Below are 17,490 nucleotides of genomic sequence, written 5' to 3' on the forward strand. Positions count from 1 at the left end.
TGCTTAAATAAAAGGATCATCGAATGAAAATTTACCGCCCATTATGGAATGAAGGCGCATTGCTCTCTCCGCAACAATTTCAACAGCAAGCGCAATGGGAGGCTTTCACTAACCAAGGTGTTTCCGGTTTATTCTCTCCCTTTAACTGGGGAGTGAAAAGTTGAACTGGATGAGTCATTTTTGTCGTCCGGTCGTTTACAAGTTCATCAACTAAGGGCATGGTTGCCGGATGGGGCGTTAATAGATACCCAAGTCAGTGATATCACTCCAGAGCCCCGAGAGTTAAATTCCACCGCGTTATCTCAAACTGACAGCATTGTGCTGGTGCTGGCCTTGCCACTCCTTCAACAAGGGATCATCAATGTTCAGAAAAAAGGGGGCTTTTCTGAACGTTCCCTTCGTTATCAGGAAGAGTGGGTGAATGTGCCGGATGTGTTTGGTCAGGATGATGAATCCATGGCAGTTGCCCGTTTTAATATTGCTGTCCGTTTTCAGCATGAAAATAATGATGCGTGGCAAACGTGTCCTATTGCACGCCTAACTCGTGATGGTCAAGGTGGCTGGGCAATAGATAGAACATTTATTCCCCTCCATGACGCAATTTTCAGCAAGCCGAGAATTATAAGAGCGATTAGCCTTGCTGAATCGCCAAATACGCTCCCGTTGCCAACGACTGATGTCCATGCGCCGTGAGAGCAATGAACGTTTAGCTGATTTTGCCGTCGCCGATGTTTCCTTATTTTGGTTGTTAAACGCCTTAAACTCCCATGCTAATGTCCTCATGAGTTATGAACGCTACCCACAGCGCCACCCTGAAATCATTTGGGCTGAATTGACCCGTTTGGCGGGGAGTTTATTAACCTTTTCGTTAGAGCATGATCTCGCGACCATTCCTGCCTATGTCCATGACGACCTCGAAAATACGTTTCCACCGTTGTTTGACTTGCTGAGCACCTTGTTAGAAACCAGCTTGCCGTCTCGTGTGATTGCACTTGAAATGACGCGCCCAGATCCACAAACTTGGCGAGCTTCATTGCATGACCTCCGACTCAGAGAGGAAGCGGACTTTTACCTGTCTGTCCGTTCAGATAAAACGGCGTGGGAAATTGCCGAAAAATTCCCAACGCTATGCAAAATTGGTGCGCCCGATACTGTTAACACACTTTACAGCAAAGCCTTAAATGGTATCCCACTCACCCCGGTTGATCGCGTGCCTGCGGCACTGCCTGTGCGCATGGAAAACCAATACTTTGCGCTGGATATGGAGGCGCCGGAGATGCGTGAAATGTTGGAAGAAGGCGTCTGTATGCTGTATGTGCCATCTTTATTTGGTTTCTTAGAGTTAGAACTGTTTGCGGTATTACGCTCATGAGCCAATACATTGATATCGATAAACTCATGGCAAAAATCTGGCTGATGGTGACCCAGCTAAAATACGGTCGGTATGACCACGATTCAGAGTCCCTTTACGATACGTGTTGTCAACAAATTGAGGTCGTAAAAAGTGCATTGGGACAAACAAAGTTGGCTCCCGAAGATGTTGAACACATTATTTACGCGCAATGTGCATTATTGGATAAAACGGCGATGGAACTATTGGCTCAAGGTGATGAAGAGGGGGAAGCATTCTACGCTTGGCGAGTTGCACCCTTGCAAACGCGCTATTTTTCATCGCTGGATGCAGGGGAAGCGTTATGGGATCGTATCCGGTCAGTGTTGGGACAGTCTCAACCGGACGATACCGTATTAACCTGTTTTCACCGCGTCTTGATGCTCGGTTTTAGCGCCCATGAGGCAACAACTGAAACGCTAAGTTCCGAGCAGAAAGTATTGATGGATAAACTCTTTGCACAGATTTCACCGCCGGAGTCTACTTTGCCATTAGTTATCCAACATCAGCAAAAATCCAGCCTGAAATTAATACACTCTTTCGGGTTTTGGAGCGCGTTGTTGCTTATTGGTATTGCCGTCATCACTTGGGGCGGTCAAACATGGCTCAATCAATTGCTTTCTGTGATGTAACCGCTTCGTCCATCGATTTCACTTCTTATCCATTTCTGAGGGAATAGAATATGCCTAATTCAGTCATCAATGCATTAACACAAACTGTGAAGAACGCAGTTTCTCATGCCCGTTATCACTTAACGGTTCAAGACTGTCCTGATTTCTTAGATGTACTCAGCTTTGAGTCTGAAGAGGCCCTCAGCCAACCTTGGCGATATGAAGTGACATTAACGTGTATAAATGCGCATATTACTCCCGAGCAGATGCTACTGAAGTCGGGAACATTTACCTATCAAACGCCATTATTGCCCGGTTTTCCTAATCAATCGATACGAACGGTGTATGGAGTTATCTGTGAATTCAAACACTTGAAAACGTCTGCGGATGAAACTTGGTACAGCTTGATATTAGTTCCGCGTGTTGCCTTACTTCAGTACACCAAACGCAGTGAAGTGTATTTAAATCAATCGGTGACAGAAGTGGTTGAAAAGGTACTGCGCCGTCATGGTTTGGAAGGTGCCGACTTTGAGTTTCAGCTTTCTCGTGAATATCCAGTTAGAGAACTGATTACGCAGTGGCGGGAAACGGATTTAGCCTTTATTCAACGGCTTCTCGCCGAAATTGGTATCTATTGGCGAATGGAAATGGACACTCAATTAGAGTTGGATAAAGTGATATTCCATGACGCACAAGAGCACTATCAGTTTGGGGTCTCACTTCCTTATCGCCATGAGTCTGGCATGAGTGACAGTGGTCAAGATAGTGTGTGGGGATTGCAAATTTCGCATCAGGTGGTCAGTAAGGGCGTCGCAACCCGTGATTATAACTACCGTCAGGCTATTAACACCACAGGACAGTACCGAAGCGATTTCAGGGTTTGAAGGAGTCACTACAGGGGAAGTGTACCACTACGCGGAACCTTTCTTGAATGTCGGTGATATTGATACCCCAGAGAGTGGGGCCTTTTTTGCCCAGCTACGCCATGAACGCCTACTCAATAGCCAATCTTTGGTATCTGGGCAATCGACCTGCCCGATACTGGGTCCAGGGCAAGTCTTAGAAATGAGCGGAGGTTTTCCTCAGCTGGCGAAAGACGGTGTGTTAATCACCCATGTTCACCATCGTGGCGCTCGGGATTCTAGCCTTCAGGTGCAATTTACCGGGCAACTCTACCGTGAAACCTTCTGTTTCAGACCCCCTTTACTCCCTCGACCTATCATTGCCGGTACGTTGCCCGCACGAGTGGAAAGCAGTGAAAAAGGCGATACCTATGCGTGGCTCGATGAATTCGGACGCTATCGTGTGAAGTTGGATTTTGATAGAGAGTCGTCTGAGGCCGGTTTCGCCTATTTATGGCTACGTTTAGCAAAGCCCTATGCCGGGGAGACTTACGGTTGGCATGCACCACTGCTGGATGGAACTGAAGTTTCGGTGCAATTTGACGGTGGTGACCTTGACCGACCATATATTGCTTATGCGCAGCATGACTCTGAACATCCCGATCACGTGACACGAGATAACCATACCCGAAATGTGTTGCGTACGCCTGCCAATAATAAGCTGCGCATGGAAGATAAGCGTCAAGAAGAGCACATCAAGTTAGCGACGGAGTATGGCAAAACTCAACTCAATCTAGGTCACTTGGTTAACGCACAACGAGAACAGCGTGGCGCAGGGTTTGAATTGCGGACGGATGAGCATGGGGCTATTCGTGCAGGAAAAGGGTTGTTTATCAGTGCAGATGAACAATCAAAAGCACAGGGGGAAGTGCTGGACATGACCCAAGCTGTGCAGCAAATCCAGCAAGCTAACCAACAGATGCAAACATTGTCTCAAACAGCGGAAAAAGCCAGTGCACTTACAGCCGATATTCAATCGCAAATCGACCTTTTAGATTCTCGCTTACAGCAGTTGCAATCTGCCGTGTTACTTGCCAGTGCGCCGCAAGGGATTGCATTAACGTCTGGTGAACACCTTCAATTAAATAGTTTAGGTAACACGATGGTTAACGCAGGGCAGCATCTTGATATGGGTGCGATGCAAAACTTATCCGTCGCTGTTGAAAAAGCCTTAGGGTTATTTGCACACAAAGACGAAGTGAAAATCATTGCAAACCAAGGTGCGGTCGAAATCAGTGCCCAACACAATATGATGGAGTTGTTTGCCCAGCAGCAAATCACCATCACCAGCAGCGAAGACGAAATTGTGATATCAACACCGCAAACCCTGACCCTTAACGGTGGTGGCTCATACCTAAAGCTGAGCGGACAAGGTGTTGAACACGGTTCTTCAGGGGATTACATCATCAAAGCGGCGAATTATGTCGTGCCAGGCTCGGGGGCTGATATCGCATGCGAAACGTTGCAGTTCGATGTGACGGATATTGAAACACAGAAGTTAGTGTCTAATCGTGCATTGCATGATTAAAGATAGGAATATTAATGTGAACAAACATATCAGCAACTTATTGATAATAATGATTTCTATTTTCTTTGTTTCTACCGTGCAAGGAAAAAGCAGTACGTCTCCAGAGAGTACAGTTTTTGAGTTTTACTCTAAATATCTAGCAGGTAATAGTGGTAGCCTATTCAAACTACAAAAAGAATATATGACATCAGAGTTGGAAATGAAACTGACGGATTCGACTGATTGTAATTATGATTCAGATAGATCTAAAGATGAATTAAAAAAAATATGTAAAAAAGACAGAGAATGTAAGGTGAATAATGGAAATACTATTTGTAACTGGCAGGGAACGTGGATTGAAACTGATGTTAACTATTTTTTAAAGTCACAGGACGATTCTTTATCGTGGCAGAAGAATATTAATGTGTTCCCTATTTCAGAAAATAAAAATCTAGCTTATGTTTTCTCTATTTTAGGAGATGGTTCAGATGAGAATAGATACCTTCTTATTGAACTAAAGAAGGATAAAAATGAATGGAAAATAAATAAAGTAATAAATACATATGATCAGGGGGATAAGTAATTGCTATGTGGGATCAAAATAAATCAGTTGAGTACATCAAGAATAATGCAGAACCCTCAAGCCTTGGCCAATGCGCATCTTATGTAAAAAAAAGCACTAATTCATGGAGGGGCATCAATAAAAAATTCAGGTATAAACTCAGCTAAAGACTACGGCTCTTGGTTAATTGAAAATGGGTTTACCCCTGTTCCCGGCGCTGAAGCACAAAAAGAAGGCATAAGTTATTCAGTTTTAGGTCAGCAAAAAGGTGATGTTGTTATTATTGAGCGGCTTAAAAACCCAAAAAATGCTAGAAGCATCCATGGACACATGGCTATGTTTGATGGAAAACATTGGGTTTCTGATTTTGTGCAACAAAGAGGCTTTTATCCAAACCAAGAGTATCGAGATGAGAGTACTCCATTTGTATTATATCGCTACGCTGGCAATCAACCCGCAGACGAAAAAAAAGAAGAAAAAACAGGTGCCAAGTTAATTAAAATTGTGTATCCCATTCCTAAAAATGAGCGTGGTCAAGAATTCTCAAATTTAGATGACATTATGGCGCATCTCAATGGTGAATCAACGGGGAGTTATTTACTGGGCCGTAATGGAATGTGGCATAGCGGTATCCATATTACCAATGCGACGACCCCTTGGTGTGCCTTAAGTGCTAAAAAGTTTGAAGAACGCAGTGTGTTTGCGGGAGCCTATACAGGAGAACAATCGATACGTTGTATGGCTGACGGTGAAATTATTGCTTATCGAATCAATAAAGAGTATCAAACAATCCCATGGAAAAACTTTATACTTCAATTATCTGCTTCGTTTGTACTGGTTCGTCATACGCTTCAGTTAGGGGATAGTGAACGTAGCCGATTGCGATTTTATACGTTGTATATGCACTTAGCGCCTCATAGTGCGTATCAAAAAGAAGAAACAACGCCAGTTTGGAAGCTACAAAATACTCTTAATGCCTACCCAGCTGTCTGGCGAGAACAACCTAAAACACCGCGTTCAACTACGTTAGCGAAAGGCTCACTGGTAGAGTGGTCGCCAGAAAAAAGTGAAACCAAATTAACCATTACGAAAAAAAATCAATCACGAGAGTATGGACTCGTTACCGTTAAATCGAATGAAGGCAGTCGTCAGCAAGTCTGGATTTTAGTGGATAACAACAACATTGCTCGTCATGATGAAAATGATATTACGCCGTCTTGGTGGAAGGGTTTTCGTTTGGCACCCGCACAGGATGTGATGGAATTTGATAAAGTCGTCAGTTTGAACACACCGATAGCAATTAAAGCGGGGGACAGTATCGGTCATATGGGCTTTTATCAAGCACCCAAAGAGCAGGGGATTGAGTCACGCTATCAAGTGCATATTGAATGTATTAGTCATGATGACAATCTCCCGCAGTTTTTAAAAAATCCTGACGCCGTTGGTATTAATGACCCATACTATTTAAAATGCTTACCTGGATTAATGTTGTGGGAAAAAAAAGGTGAAAATGAATTTGTTAAAACAGAACGGATAACAAAATGGGAAAGTCTGCATAAATTAAGTGAATTAAAAATAGAAACAGACAAACAACAGCAAAAATACTATTTTTTACCCGAGCATCTAGGGTATTTTCCAAAACAGATTGATATCAGTGACACAGATAAAGATAAAATCGGCTCACTGATAAAGCGTGTTGAAGAAATTCAAGCCGATGAAACAAAACAAGCGGAATACCAAAATATTACCCGACTTGCGCTTTTTCTGTCGCGTTATGATTTAGAGAAAATAGGCTTTAGGGCCTTAACCAGTGAAACAAAAACGTTTGATTATTTAAACGGGTACATTCAACCCAAAGCCACTTATATCAGTGCGATATTTGATACTATTTTGGCTGAAGCTAAAGTGTCACCACGCCCTGAAAAAGGGATTATTGCCCATAATTATCAACGTTTAATTAATAAAATCAAAGGCAGTGCAACGGAGCACTACAATCCAGAAGAATACCGTCGCGCTTTCCATAACCCCATGTTTTCCCATATCGTGAATAAAACTATTGTCAAACACCCTAGTGATTGGTATTACAAAAAAAACGATAGTGTATGGCAAAATTTTCTAAACATGCTGAGTGAAGAGGCTCCCTTATGGCGTTCTTACAGCGAAGAGTTTCTTGATGGTATGGTTTGGATGCAGGATGTAACTAGTGAAAAATTAGGTCCTGAAGTGTGGCATATGCATCCGTTGGTGTTTTTGGATTCATTTAAAATAAAATTAACTTCAACGGATAAAAACTTTACGTCTGAAGACGCTAAGGATGCATTAAGGATAATATACGAGAAATATGGATATGAGATAGCTAAAATAATTGAGCAGCTATATAGAGATGAAACTAGACATTTTAAGTCTATGCAGTATAAAAAGTGCGGAGCTGGGGGAATGGAAGTTTCAGGTAAGAATCCCCAACCTCCTGGATATGGTTGGAATGAATCTCTGTTCACTCGACACCCTGAGTATACTCCAGTTGGAGTTTGGTGGTCTTTTGAAAACCAAGGTATGAGTGGGAAGGGAGGGAATACACAAGTTATAGATAGGAAAAAAGGTTATATTATTTTTCCATCTGTACTGGCTGCTATGGAATATAAAGTTGATTATATGAACAGACATAATGGGAACTGGGCCCAGTGGCACACTAGAGATCCTGTAACTCAAGAGAATTATAGAAATGCTATTATGAAAATGCGATATCCATTTGTCAAAGAAATGCAGGAAGAAAATAAATGAAAATAACTCTCTTAACTATAATAATATTTATATTAACAATATTCAGCTATAGTATAAAGGCTGCAACGCCTGAACAGTGCTATTCCTATTTTACAGAGTTGATTAGGAGTAGTAACTTCGATTTTTCTCAATGGAATTTAAAACCTAAAAGTGTCAATTTAATTATTGATGAAGATAATAATGATCATATCATAGCAAAACTTTTAATTGATACCGATGGGACTGGAACAATAGGTTGGGTTTTTTTTAATAAAAAAAACAATACATTGCATGATATTACATTTGATCCTGATAACCCAATTGATTTAAAATTTAATTATGAATATTTAAAAGCACAAAATAAATGCTTAAAAGGTGAGGTAATATATCGAGTAGAAAAGCCAGGTAGATTATATCTGATGAAAAAAAACAATAATAGTTTTATAAAAACAAAAATATTTATTATAAATGGTGATTATGTTAGTGTTTTGGAAATGAATGAGAATAATAGTTTTATACATTACCAACTAAGAAATGATGATGTTGTTACAGGCTGGGTTGAGTCAGATGCATTAAGAAAAATAGATTTTGTTGACTCATGGTAATAAATATTAATAGTTATTTGGCATTATTGTTTATCTATTTATTTAATTTTCACAAAAATCCGTTTTATTGTCAATACAACCACAATTAACTGAGCGTTAAATCAGAAACAGAGCATGAAAAAAGTGTTTGATTTATTCCCAGATGCTAATTGGACATTTGAGATTCCTGTATATTTAAAATGAGAAGGCTTTCACGATGAAAAGAATTTGTTTTTTATTTTTTTGTTTTTTTTTGTTTTTTTTGTTTTTTTCTTTTAAATCAATGGCTGACTGTGCTCATATAATCAGTAATTCGAGTTGTTCACAGTATATTAGAGAATTAAAATCTTTAGGAAAAACAAATTTTCATGCCAGCCCTATTGCTAACGCTAAACTAAATAGTTTGTTTATCATTAAAGGAGATCTTTTTACATCATACTTAACAAATGATGAGTTTGTTTATGGAAACTATGAGGATAGTAATAGTGTTATTTTTTCTGGTTGGATTAAAAAAGAAGACTTAATTACCTAAGATGATAAGATAAAAAATAAAGCTATAGATTTCAATGATTTTGTTTTTTATACGTCATTTAAAAAAATAAAGTTAGGTATCGGTTATCAAGATTTTTATAAAGACTGGGGGAAGTGTGAAATAAATATACAACAGGATCAGTATGTTGGTATCTCTGGAAACCTCCAAGAGGTCGAAGGTGGCTATTACAAATATTTTGAACATTATTGGGATGGACTTTATATTAAAACATCAAATATTAATCGTGAAGAATTAAAAAATGATTTCGATTGGTACCGCATTACTGAAATTAATGTTTTAAATGATAAATATATGACAAATCGTGGTATTTATGTTGGTATGAAGGAAAATGAAATCGTTAATGCCTATGGTGATTGTCATAAAAAAAATAGTAATTCATGTAGTTATAGTTACAAAAATAATAAATTAACATTTAATATATCAAATGGAGTGATTACTAGCATTGATATGGAAGAGTTACCATTATGATTTAAGGTATTTATGGGAATCAATGTGATTATGGCTATTTATTAGTCATTCTTCTTCTGCCAAGTTTTACTGACATTCTAATTTACAAAGGAGGAGCTAATGGATAAGTACAGGATAAATATACTAATTTTATTATCGCTATCTTTATTCACATTAAATTCTCTAGCTGCAATAAGTTGTACATCAAGTATCTCAGATTATCCCTACAATACAAATCAGGAACCAATCGCTGAAAAGGTGCAATCAAATGGTCGAGTATATTTTATTCTTCCCCCAATGTTAACTGTAAAGAAAAAGATCTTTTTTTAATCAAGGATGATCTCGTTAATGCTTATGTTATTTACAATGATTTTACCTCTATAATTTATTTGGATAAAAAAGGTAATGTTCTGACGGGATGGATAATCTCTGATCGGTTAACTCCGACAGGAACAGGGATAGGGCCTTCTGATGAAAACAAGTAACAAGTTTCATACTATATATCTATAAATTAATCATTAATTCCAAGGCGAAAAATTTAGTTATTGGTATTGCACTCCTATGGCCCACTTTAGCCTACGCCCAGTAAAGTTGTGACTATGCACTTAGTACTCCTACAGCTTCTAATCACTGAGAACTAGCTAAAATCGTTTCTCCAAGTAGAGCCTATTTTTATAACGCACCTAGTGATGAATGTCGTCGAAATGATTTTGTTATATTTAAAGATAATCTAGTCGTTTTAGATAAAGGTAAAGAGTTTAGCTATGTCGTGTATTTAGATAAAAATTCAAATATGACAAATGGATTTATCAAGAATGAAAATTTGTCAAAAGTAGAATTATCATCTTGTGTCAATGAAAATGATTTTACCGTCAATGTTCATAATTTAAATTTTAAATTGAATGAATCAACCAGTACAGTAAAGAGTGATGTATTAGCATCAACAGGTCAAGAGCCATCACTATTCTATATTGGGCAGAATGACAACGGAATAACGTCGTTTGCTTTAGATTATAAGTATAATGACCAGGTTTTCATCTACTTATCTACATTGAATAGTGATGTGTATAATCTTGATGAAGAAACTATCACTCAAATGAATTTTAATATACCCAATCAGTTTACCTCTAGAGGCGCTGGTATTGGTAGCCATTTTAATGATGTAATACAAAAATATGGGCATTGCGGTGTTATAGAGCAACGCTCTGATAGTACAGCGATAACCTATACTTATTTTGACAAGTCTCTAGTTTTCACAATAAAAGAATATAAGGTTATAGATATCAATTATTTAACCTTGCCATGGGCGGTTTATATTCTGATTCGTATAAATTTACATGAAAATACACCTCTTAATTTTAACTTTTTTATTTTATTCTTTTTATGCTTATAGTAATGACGGTAAAGCTATATCTGTAGTCTATCAATACATGAAAAATAAATTACCTGAAATGGAGGCCTGTGTTTCCTATCAATTGTATCAAGAGGATGAAGATTTTCATTACATAAAAGTCAGAACTGAAAATAAAAATAAATCGTGTGCTGGGGATCCTAATATATCGGTGACTTTATTTAATTTTAAAATATCAAAAGTAGATAACCAATTATATAAAGAAGATCAGCTAGGTATTAATGGTTATCAACCAATTAACGATGAGAGTCAATATGTCCACGGTGCATATTCATATGAACACAGAGGTGAAAAACTTATAGATGGTACGACGTCATTTATTAACTGGACGTTCAATTTTATTGATAATAAAACTGTGAATTTATCCATAATATCTTGGCACGCCCCTTTTCGGTGCGATGGAAATTATGATATCCAGCATAATAAAAATGAAATTGAATTGATTTACAATAAAAATAATGAGGATGAGTGTGACGAAAACCCACCACAATTTACCATTAAAAGGGCTAATGGTAAATATTTTGTAAAAAGCCCATTATTCTACAATGACATTTGGCATCCTCTGAAAAGACTACCTAGAAACTAATCGAATGAACAGGGCTGTTTTCCCCGTAATAGCATCGATATTCATTGTATTCAGTTATGGCACAAGATCTGAATGTCCGGCCATCTGTGTAACATATGCATCTGTTGATGTTTTTATATTTGTTTAATGCATGGGATGGCGCAAGTATGATGTCAATTAGGAATAAGTATGATATTAATGATTTTATGCCGAAATCACAAGATGTTTTTTGTGTTCTTATATTAAAATACAATAAAGAGGAACTGCTAAATCTAATAATGGAAAGGAAAATTAATTATGCACTAAAAATAGTTAGCGTTCCACTAGGGATTATAGAAAAAATAGCTAGCGGGGATTACTAGTGAGTAGAATAATTGTACTTTTATGCTTTATTTCATTATCAACATTCGCAAATTCTAACTATGGGACTTGGGGTGTTGAATGTAATAGCGATGATGCATTTCATATCACATTGAAAGGTAACGATACACCTTTGGTTATAAATAACAATCAAATTATCATATCCATTCATTCTAAAAAAATTAATAATAATATAGAAGTATATTATGATAATATCATTGATTTGGGTGCTGGCGGAATGAAATTAGACTGGGGTAATGTTAGTAACTCAAAAGTAGTTGCAAACATTATTTTAAATGAAAATACAGGGTATATGAAATGGTATGGATTTTTTGATAAAAAAACAAATACATTCTTTTGGAATGCAGAGCCTGATTTTGTTCAAAAATTTGAAAAAAATGGAATCATAACAATTTACAGATGCGATATTTGAAGCTACCTCCAATGAACGCTAAAAATAGTGTACTTCTCATGCTATGTATAGCATTTACAACAAGTGCTAATGTTGATTATGAAAATTTTGCAGTAAAAAATGTTTATTCCCAACCTAATCATAAATTAGTAGAGCCTTCAAGTGGTAATGAACTCTTAGACTCTATTAGGTCTAAGGAGTCTTTTTTGCCCGCTAATTTCTCGGGGCATTATCGAATATATACATTTGGTTGTGGCGGCGGAGCACTTTGTGGTGAGGTTTTAGATATTAGTTCAGGTTTAGTTGTAGCAATGCTTCCTGATGAGTATTTAGTAACGAATCACATCGATGATTTAAAAATAAAATTCAATGTAAATAGCTCTTTAATATATATCGAGGGAGATTTATCTAATGATAATGAAAAAATAAAATCATACTACTCATTCTTTAATAATAAATTTCATATAGTTAAGTGAATTCTTATATAAATTTAGAACCTTATTTTAGTTTGCGACTTATTTATATTAAAGTAATAATCAGGTGTTGCTGTAAGTAATATTTATTGTCATGAAAAAATTTATTTGATATTAATTATACAATTTTCTGCGCATGGGAAAGAAATTCGCTGTGGCCGGTTAGATAACCCCTCACCGAAAAATTTTTGGCTTATCGATCGCATGCTGAATGGAATATATCTCAGCAAGGAGGACGAGAATCGGAAGGAATTGAAAAAATTATTGATAATTCTATTGAGCCTTTTCAGCAAAAAAATCCCCGTTCGCTGTATTCCCTTTATCAGCACCCTCAGTTAATTGAAGCCAAATGGGTGGGCCCGTGGCTGTATCACGTGAAAAACAACGCGGAGTTAGCCGCTGAAATGGCGCAGTTTCCGCAAGTTGTCACCGTCATTTTTTCCTCGTTAGAGCTCAAACCGCTGGCGATGCAATTGGCGTGGGGATGCACCTTGGTAAAACCCGATCTCGAAACGATAGTGAGCCGGTTTTATATTCATGCGGTGATGCCTGTGTTAGCCCGTTGTCAGAAAGAAGATTGGCACTACTACCTGTTTTCGGGCACAACGACGTGGTGGCACCAGACATTGTCAGGCTGGCAACCGACCGATATCACCACCAAAGCGCAGCCAAAAACCCACGACAGAACGGTGTATTTGGATGAGACGACTTGGCAGCAAATTGATGATGATCTAGAAGTTAAAAGTGTTTTAGCCCAATGGCAACAGATGCCAATGAGCCAGCATTTTCCGCCCTGTATTCAGCGGCAGAAAGTCATCCAAACTCTCAAAAAAGCAGAGAAAGCAGGTTTAACCCAAAGTGATGATAGAACGACCTATGCATTACTGTATTTGGAAGGATACCAATCTTTGCTGATGCAATTGTTAGATGCTCCCTATATCGAGAATATTCAGCAAGGGAAATACTCTCTAGCCCAGGCAATAAAAGAATTTCAACGCAAAAATAAGGCGGTTATTTAATGCAGTGGATTAAACGAAATAATGAAAAATCATTATGGTTTCTATGGTTACCCTTTGTGATAGCGATTGGGATATGGAGCGTATTTCACTCAACGGCTAGCGCAGAGACATCTATTGAAGATGAAGAAGTTCGATTAATTATTCATAGTCAGATAGATAGGCCAATATCTGGATTTAGTGTAAATGGTGTTCACGGAGGAAATGCTTCAGCTTATGGTGGCGGTGCTGTCACATGCTGCGGAATTATTAAAGGTGATATAGCCGTAGTTAAATGGACATTAAGCGTAAAAGGCTCTCAATATGATGCTGGAATGCGCCCAGAAAAAAGAAAAGTTGAAATATTATTACCAGAAAGAAAAAAAGGTGAAAACAACCTTCACGTTCTTTTTCTACCAGAGAATAGAGTTTCATTGAAATGGAGCAGTTACATTTTTAAATCACCTTTTGAAAAATAAAATATAAATGTTTATATGGAATATAAAATTATGAGCGAAAATTCAAGTTATCATCAGAAGGAACAAGCTAGCCCAGATGCTATCATAGCGGGTACCAGTCGGGCGAAACAGCAAAGAGAAGGGAAGTTAGGTAATTGCTCAAAAACATTACATATAGCTTTATTTTTTGATGGTGTTGGAAAAAATATAGATCAAGATCAGCCTAAAGAAAAAATGAGTAATATTGCTAAACTATTTCGGACTTTTAAGGATAGCGCGTATAAAACTGACACTGAAATATTCCATAAATATTATATTTCCGGCCTAGGGACTCCTTATCAAGCTCTAGCGGGTAAAAAAGCCAGTCAAATCGCATCGGAAATCTATAGTGATTTTAAAGATGAGGCATTGGATGAAATTGTCAATGCTGAGATTGATGCGTTTAAAGATATTGGCATTGATTCTTTATTTGGGGAAGGTGGTGTTAAAGATATTGAAGAATTATTGTCTCCCAAAGGTCAAATGAAATTGATGGGAGAGACTCTTATCGATTATACAGCCAAAATAAGCAAAAAAGGCATTGAGGAACACCTTTTTTAAGAGATAACGAGTTTATTGCTTATAATTTTGTGACTGGTGTTGAAACGCGGATTAATGATTTAAAAGAGGTCATAAAAAGGGCTTACCAAGAAGCGAAAAATACTGGTGACATTCCACTTCATCGCATATCAGTTTCTGTGTTTGGCTTTGATATGGGCGCGACATTAGCGCGATACTTTATTGGCGTTTTAATTAACCAAATTTGCCAAAAAGATTATGATACGGGTCTCTATTTTTACGGGGGCGTTCACGGTGGTGCTTGGGTTGACATTCCTTTTGTGGGACTATTCGATTGCTCTCGTGACACGCCTGAAAGTGAGGATAACGGATTAGATTATGGATTAAATATACTAACACTTCCGGCAAAAAGTAATAAGGTAACGGAAGTTGCTATTGACTCATTAATTACTATGGTTTCAGGGCGTAAATATATTGACCATATGACACCGCTGCCTACAATAGTTAAAAAGTCTTTACATTTGGTAGCTGCCCATGAAAAACGCAAATGGCGTTGTCTCTATTTAACGGGCAGAAGTGGGGAACATCATCAGGAAGAGCTATTACCCGGTTGCAGTGAGGATATCGGCGGGGGATTAAGAGCCAATGAACAGAAACCTAATGAAGAACTCGCTAAAGTCGCCTTAAATAAAATGCATTTAGCCGCATTTCATGCTGGAGTTCCATTTCCTGAACTCGATGCATTGCGCGAGATGGATTTTGATACGTGGCTCTATTTCCAAGATGAACAAAAGGTGGAAGGAAAAAAGGCAACAGAATGGGTAGATTATTATCAATCAGGCATTCCATTAAAAAAATTGACATTTACGGCCTTGAATGCTCACCTCGACAGTTATTTTGCGTGGTTAGGCCAGAAGCATTATGAATATAAAAATGAGCTACGAAAATTAGAGGAGCAAGAGAAAGCCGAATTATTATCCGCAGGTTCACATCAAGGTGGTTTTAATATTTCAGCTAAGTCTAGACAAGCTGCGTTCGGTGCTTCTGAAAAAATGGCGTTATTGAAGAAAGATTGGGGGTGGTTATCTGAAGTAGCAAAAATGGCATGGCAAGTCAAAACACGAAAGCTTAGCCCTGTTCCACCTGAAATTTTTGATAAAATATACTGGCCCGCTAAACGTCGGGCACAATACTATATCGACTGTGGCACGGCGGGATATGATAATATGCCATTTCCGATATCATATGTTCCTGTTTCAAATGAGCTCTATAGTTGGTTTGTCCACGATATACAGCGCGCAGAGGGAATAAATTATCACTATTTTTATATTCGTTTAATGGAACCACTCTCTGGGGATTTTCCGCCAGATGAACCTGAAGTAAATACGCCTCCAGAGCCACCACTGTATGTTGGTAATGATTTTATATTCACTGGGTGGCCTAAATTTTAAAATTTCACACTCAATCAATATTATAAGGAAGTTATGACTGAAGGAAAAATAGGTACCGCATTTTTATATACTAAAAGAAAGTCACTTTCATTTTTTTGTTATTATATTTTAACTGCAATTTTATTGACATTATCAATTAAGGTGGTTAATTCTTTATTTGTAAGCGCTAATTATCGATACACTCATGAGGCCCTATCAAAAAGTATTGACTTGGATTTGGGGTTTTCTATTTCATTTGCCTATGGTTTGGTTATTCTGATCATTTATGGTCTCGCTTATTGTACTTTTTCATTACTGGAAATCCAGCGATTGCGCAGTATTGGCTATCGGTATCCTATCGCTATCTGTTTCATTATGTTCTTACTGAATAGAGTATCTAATTACTTTTATACACTAGTTGGATTAAATTGGATTTCGATTGTTATCGGTGTTATTTCATTCATTTATTTTATTGTATTGATTTTTCTTTCAGAAAAGGAAATGTATATAAACCAGAAAACCAATGTAACGAAGCCATAGTGTGAATAGTGTGAGTCTGAATCTAAAACCATTGAGGATTTTGGACTCACATAAAAACATTTAGAAGTATTCAAATTATTGTGAATTCTCAATTTTTTTAAATATCACAGTCAAATTTATTTCCTTTTAATGAATTAAGCGTATTCGCTACATTTGCCTGAATAAAATATTGTCCTGATATTCCGAGGTTACGCTTTACGCCAATTCCTTCTTGATAAATATATCCCAACCGCGAATAAGCTTGTGAAGTGACTTGCTTGGCATACGCAACAGGCGGCATATCGTTCAGTGAACTATGTGGGCGAACATGGTTGTAGTGTTCACGCCATAGCTCGATTTCGTATCTGGCTTCGTCTAAAGTTCTGAACCCATGAGGGTTCAGACATTTATTTCTGAATTCACCATTCAGGCTTTCCACAAAGGCGTTTTGCGTGGGGTTTTCTGGCTGGATAAAGCCCAATGTTATACCGGTTTCCTTGCTCCAAAAAAACATCGCTTTGCTGGTAAATTCGGTCCCATTATCGCAGGTAACCTTGTTGGGTTTGCTTCGTTCTTCCATCAATTGGTCCAAGGATCTGGCGACCTGCCTGCCACTGATGGCCACAGAGACTAATTGACCGACCATTTCCCGCGAATAATCATCCACGACATTCAGTACCCGAAAGCACCGACCATTGCTGAGTTGGTCTGAAACAAAGGCCATAGACCAACGTTAATTGGGAGCCGTTGGTACTTCCATGGGCTGCTTTGACTGGGTTAGCTTCTTGCGCTTCTTCGTCCTGACCTGCAAGCCTTCCTCGATGTAGAGGCGATATGTACGTTTACGGTTCTGGACTCGGCCTTCACCTCTGAGCAAACCATGCAGCATCAGATACCCATAGCGGGGATCTGGTATCCGCCATAATGTGCCATCGACAGCCATCAAGGTTAATCCGTTCCAGTGTGATAATGGCAGTTTATCAAGCCAGAGCT

At 38.2% G+C, this 17,490-nt stretch carries 15 protein-coding genes and 3 pseudogenes; 17 read left to right on the forward strand and 1 reads right to left on the reverse strand.

Annotated features, from left to right (window positions below; translation table 11 throughout):
- Window positions 1-23 precede the first annotated feature (23 nt).
- From tssK to PSF11_RS00440, 17 genes and pseudogenes are all read left to right on the forward strand, one after another.
- Window positions 24-1,372, forward strand: a pseudogene (tssK, locus tag PSF11_RS00360) (type VI secretion system baseplate subunit TssK).
- Window positions 1,369-2,022 (forward strand): type VI secretion system protein TssL, short form, encoded by a 654-nt coding sequence (gene tssL, locus PSF11_RS00365; RefSeq protein ID WP_072502905.1) that lies wholly within the window; start codon window positions 1,369-1,371, stop codon window positions 2,020-2,022. The pseudogene tssK and the gene tssL overlap by 4 nt, the downstream one beginning before the upstream one ends.
- A 50-nt stretch (window positions 2,023-2,072) precedes the next feature.
- A pseudogene (locus tag PSF11_RS00370) lies at window positions 2,073-4,431 on the forward strand (type VI secretion system Vgr family protein).
- A gap of 16 nt (window positions 4,432-4,447) precedes the next feature.
- Window positions 4,448-4,993, forward strand: a complete 546-nt coding sequence (locus PSF11_RS00375; RefSeq protein WP_158514054.1) for a DUF3828 domain-containing protein — start codon at window positions 4,448-4,450, stop codon at window positions 4,991-4,993.
- 315 nt (window positions 4,994-5,308) lie between these two features.
- Window positions 5,309-7,753 (forward strand): hypothetical protein, encoded by a 2,445-nt coding sequence (locus PSF11_RS00380; RefSeq protein ID WP_225829594.1) that lies wholly within the window; start codon window positions 5,309-5,311, stop codon window positions 7,751-7,753.
- The gene (locus tag PSF11_RS00385; RefSeq protein WP_072502907.1) at window positions 7,750-8,337 is read left to right on the forward strand and encodes a hypothetical protein; all 588 of its coding nucleotides are present in this window, start codon (window positions 7,750-7,752) and stop codon (window positions 8,335-8,337) included. The genes PSF11_RS00380 and PSF11_RS00385 overlap by 4 nt, the downstream gene beginning before the upstream one ends.
- A gap of 196 nt (window positions 8,338-8,533) precedes the next feature.
- Window positions 8,534-8,848, forward strand: coding sequence for a hypothetical protein (locus tag PSF11_RS00390; RefSeq protein ID WP_272682721.1), 315 nt, complete (start codon window positions 8,534-8,536; stop codon window positions 8,846-8,848).
- A 312-nt stretch (window positions 8,849-9,160) separates the two neighbouring features.
- A complete protein-coding gene (locus PSF11_RS00395) occupies window positions 9,161-9,337 on the forward strand; it encodes a hypothetical protein (RefSeq protein WP_158514055.1) in 177 nt (58 codons plus the stop codon).
- A 748-nt stretch (window positions 9,338-10,085) separates the two neighbouring features.
- Window positions 10,086-10,709: a hypothetical protein gene (locus tag PSF11_RS00400; protein WP_072502909.1), complete on the forward strand. Its 624-nt coding sequence runs from the start codon at window positions 10,086-10,088 to the stop codon at window positions 10,707-10,709.
- A 37-nt stretch (window positions 10,710-10,746) separates the two neighbouring features.
- Window positions 10,747-11,313 (forward strand): hypothetical protein, encoded by a 567-nt coding sequence (locus PSF11_RS00405; RefSeq protein ID WP_072502910.1) that lies wholly within the window; start codon window positions 10,747-10,749, stop codon window positions 11,311-11,313.
- 340 nt (window positions 11,314-11,653) lie between these two features.
- Window positions 11,654-12,085 carry a hypothetical protein gene (locus tag PSF11_RS00410; protein ID WP_072502912.1) on the forward strand — a complete coding sequence of 144 codons (432 nt, stop codon included), beginning with the start codon at window positions 11,654-11,656 and terminating at the stop codon, window positions 12,083-12,085.
- A gap of 11 nt (window positions 12,086-12,096) precedes the next feature.
- A complete protein-coding gene (locus PSF11_RS00415) occupies window positions 12,097-12,540 on the forward strand; it encodes a hypothetical protein (RefSeq protein ID WP_145928235.1) in 444 nt (147 codons plus the stop codon).
- Between the two features lie 185 nt (window positions 12,541-12,725).
- Window positions 12,726-13,556 (forward strand): DUF4123 domain-containing protein, encoded by an 831-nt coding sequence (locus tag PSF11_RS00420; RefSeq protein ID WP_225829593.1) that lies wholly within the window; start codon window positions 12,726-12,728, stop codon window positions 13,554-13,556.
- On the forward strand, window positions 13,556-14,011 hold the full coding sequence (locus PSF11_RS00425; protein WP_061064311.1) for a DUF3304 domain-containing protein: 456 nt from the start codon (window positions 13,556-13,558) through the stop codon (window positions 14,009-14,011). The genes PSF11_RS00420 and PSF11_RS00425 overlap by 1 nt, the downstream gene beginning before the upstream one ends.
- 30 nt (window positions 14,012-14,041) lie before the next feature.
- On the forward strand, window positions 14,042-14,590 hold the full coding sequence (locus PSF11_RS00430) for a phospholipase effector Tle1 domain-containing protein (protein ID WP_072502914.1): 549 nt from the start codon (window positions 14,042-14,044) through the stop codon (window positions 14,588-14,590).
- A 29-nt stretch (window positions 14,591-14,619) separates the two neighbouring features.
- Window positions 14,620-15,999, forward strand: a complete 1,380-nt coding sequence (locus PSF11_RS00435; RefSeq protein ID WP_081368648.1) for a DUF2235 domain-containing protein — start codon at window positions 14,620-14,622, stop codon at window positions 15,997-15,999.
- A 33-nt stretch (window positions 16,000-16,032) separates the two neighbouring features.
- Window positions 16,033-16,518 (forward strand): hypothetical protein, encoded by a 486-nt coding sequence (locus tag PSF11_RS00440; protein ID WP_004917717.1) that lies wholly within the window; start codon window positions 16,033-16,035, stop codon window positions 16,516-16,518.
- Between the two features lie 250 nt (window positions 16,519-16,768).
- Here the strand turns inward: PSF11_RS00440 and PSF11_RS00445 are convergent.
- Window positions 16,769-17,404: pseudogene (locus tag PSF11_RS00445) on the reverse strand (IS3 family transposase); the annotation flags it as partial.
- Window positions 17,405-17,490: the final 86 nt, after the last annotated feature.

This window comes from Providencia sp. PROV119 (assembly GCF_028482435.1).
Lineage (GTDB): Bacteria > Pseudomonadota > Gammaproteobacteria > Enterobacterales > Enterobacteriaceae > Providencia > Providencia stuartii.